Here is a 2,547-nt window from a genome sequence, read left to right as displayed (position 1 = left end):
TGCTCAACGCCGCGTCGGTGGCACGCATGCTGCTGACCACCGAGACGGCAATTGTCGAGAAGCCCGCCGAGCAGGCCGATGACCACGGACATGGTCACCACCACGGCCACGCTCACTAAGCACTAGGACGAAACACCCTCGGTCAACCAGGCCGGGGGTGTTTTGTTTTCGGCATGGATCGCATCTGGCAGTGGGCGTGGGATCGGTACGGGCCGAGGTACTCGTGGGTACTGTGTGCGATCGGGTTTCCTGTGGTGTTGCCGATCTACCTGCTTGGGTCATTTGCCGTTGTCGCTTTCGAGAGGTCCGGTCAGTACGTGGAGGCGGCCGTCGTCACGGGTGTCGCCGTGCTGGCGATGTCCTACGTGTTCCTTCCTCCCGGACATCGACGGTTCCGCCTTGCACAGCAATGGGCAGCCGGGCACGAGGTGGATCGGGCGACAGCCCTGAAGGACACCTACGCCTACGCTCGGCGGCCGGTTTCCCGGTTGGTGGCTGTCCACGCTGTTCTGGCCGCCACGCTGTTGGTTGTTGTTGGTGCCGTTGTCGGCGCGCCGGAGTCGCGGCTCGTCCAGTACGCGATTGTGGGAACCGTCGTCGGAATTGCCGTCCAACTGATCGCTCTGCATAGCGTCGTGGAAGGAGCATTGCGACCGGTCAGGATCGCGCTATCTGGTGATACGGAGATCGGTGACTCCCTGCCCCGTTCACGACCGACATTTGCCGCTTGGTCGAACCTGTCCGTGGTCATGGTCTCGCTCGCGTTCGCCGTCTCGGGCGCGATGCTGGCGGGCGTGTTCAAACGGGCCGCCGAGGTCCCCGTCCTATGGGTCGTGATCGGGTGCGCGTTGGCGTTTGGCTTCGCGGTGCCCATCACTGTCGGCGTCGGGTTCTCGCCGTCCCTGCGGCCGATTCGCGACCTCGCCGCCGGGACCGAACGGGTTGCGGCTGGCGACTACAGCCGACGGGTGCCGGCAGTTCAAGATGATGACCTCGGAGCGCTGGCGGCGTCATTTAACCGGATGCAGGCGGGTTTGGTTGAGCGGCAACGACTTCAGGCAGCCTTCGGCACCTATGTCGACCCCGCTTTGGCCGCGCGGTTGCTGGAGCAGGGCGACGACGTCTTCACCGGTGAGCGCCGCGAGGTGACGGTGATGTTCGTCGACGTCCGCGACTTCACGCCGTTCGCCGAAGCGAATACAGCCGAGGACACCGTTGCTCGCCTCAACGCCCTGTTCGAAATCGTGGTGCCGGCCGTCGTCGAGGCCGGTGGGCACGTCAACAAGTTCCTGGGCGACGGCGCTCTGGCCGTGTTCGGAGCCCCCAACGAGCTTGCCGATCATGCCGACGCCGCGGTGAGCGCTGCGGTTGTGATTCACCGCCTGGTCGCAGAAAGGTTCGGCGGCGCGCTTCGGATCGGCATCGGGATCAATACCGGTGTGGTGATCGCCGGCACGATCGGCGGGGGAGGCAAGCTCGAGTTCACCCTGATCGGCGACACCGTCAACGTTGCGGCCCGCGTCGAGCAGCTCACCAAAACAACCGGTGATGCGATCCTTCTCACTCACCAGACTGTCGACGCCCTGGTTTCTCGACCCCTCGGCCTCACCGACCGGGGATCGCAGGCACTCAAAGGTAAATCAGCCGGTGTAAGGGTCTTCGGACTCGACCCATCGATGACTCGTTGACGGCTTACCTTCAGCACCACCGAGACGGCCATTGTCGAGAAGCCCGCCGACGAGCCCGACGACCTCGGGCATGGCCACGGTCATCATCACCACTAGGTCAGTCGAAATGAAAACGCCCCCGGTCCATCGTCGGGGGTGCTTCGTTGTTCAAGGTCGCTCATCTTCCGTCGGGAGCACACCCGGAAGATGGCATACATGGACAGCGCATCGTTCTTCGTCACGCCCGGATATGGTGATCGCCAAAGACAGAATCTCCACTATTCGCAGGCAGTTCGGCACGGCAACCGGGTCGAGACCTCCGGCCAGGGTGGTTGGGATGACGACTGGTGTTTTCCGGAGTCGGTCCGAGACGAAGTGATTCAGGCCTTCGACAATGTTGAGCGGACATTGGCGACCGCGGGAGCATTGTGGCAACACGTCATCAGCGTTCACTCCTACCACCTGCCGAACGCTGATGGCACGATTGGACAAGATCACCTAGACACGATGGCGGAACAGTTTCGCCGCCGTATGGGTGAACGCGCTCCGCTGTGGACGTGCATCGGCGTCGCAGCCCTCGCAAATCCAACAATGCGGGTCGAGATTCAAGTCACCGCAATGATTGACGACGACGGGTGATCACCACGCTTATATCTTGAACACCGAGACCGACTGGCCGGACCCCGACAACTGCTCCACGGTTAGTGAGAGTGGTCCATCGGTGGGTACAGACGGCAGCGTAGCTGGCCGGAGCTGGTGGCTCTACGGCCCAGGCCGGATCCACCGAACATCCGCCAAATTGACGGCGGCCGAGGCCAGCCTGTTTCGCACTTTGGTCGGCAGCGCATGTTTTTGCGAAGGCTGAAGGGTGGATCCGGCT

At 63.0% G+C, this 2,547-nt stretch carries 3 protein-coding genes; all 3 read left to right on the top strand.

What is annotated here, in order from left to right; all coding sequences use genetic code 11:
• A partial coding sequence (locus WAO18_RS09745) for a hypothetical protein (protein WP_422205918.1) occupies window positions 1-119 on the top strand: 119 nt, incomplete at its 5' end.
• Between the two features lie 54 nt (window positions 120-173).
• Window positions 174-1,688 carry an adenylate/guanylate cyclase domain-containing protein gene (locus tag WAO18_RS09740; protein ID WP_422205917.1) on the top strand — a complete coding sequence of 505 codons (1,515 nt, stop codon included), beginning with the start codon at window positions 174-176 and terminating at the stop codon, window positions 1,686-1,688.
• 195 nt (window positions 1,689-1,883) lie between these two features.
• Complete coding sequence (locus WAO18_RS09735) at window positions 1,884-2,306, top strand: Rid family hydrolase (RefSeq protein ID WP_422205915.1); 423 nt, start codon at window positions 1,884-1,886, stop codon at window positions 2,304-2,306.
• The last annotated feature ends 241 nt before the right edge of the window (window positions 2,307-2,547 follow it).

Source organism: Mycobacterium sp. (genome assembly GCF_049278535.1).
Classification (GTDB): Bacteria; Actinomycetota; Actinomycetes; order Mycobacteriales; family Mycobacteriaceae; genus Mycobacterium.
This window is presented reverse-complemented; position numbering and strand designations above follow the sequence as displayed.

Excerpts from the sequence above, each read along its gene's own strand:
- WAO18_RS09735 (WP_422205915.1), top strand. The coding sequence starts at position 1,884 with ATGGACAGCGCATCGTTCTTCGTCACGCCCGGATATGGTGATCGCCAA.
- WAO18_RS09740 (WP_422205917.1), top strand. The coding sequence starts at position 174 with ATGGATCGCATCTGGCAGTGGGCGTGGGATCGGTACGGGCCGAGGTAC.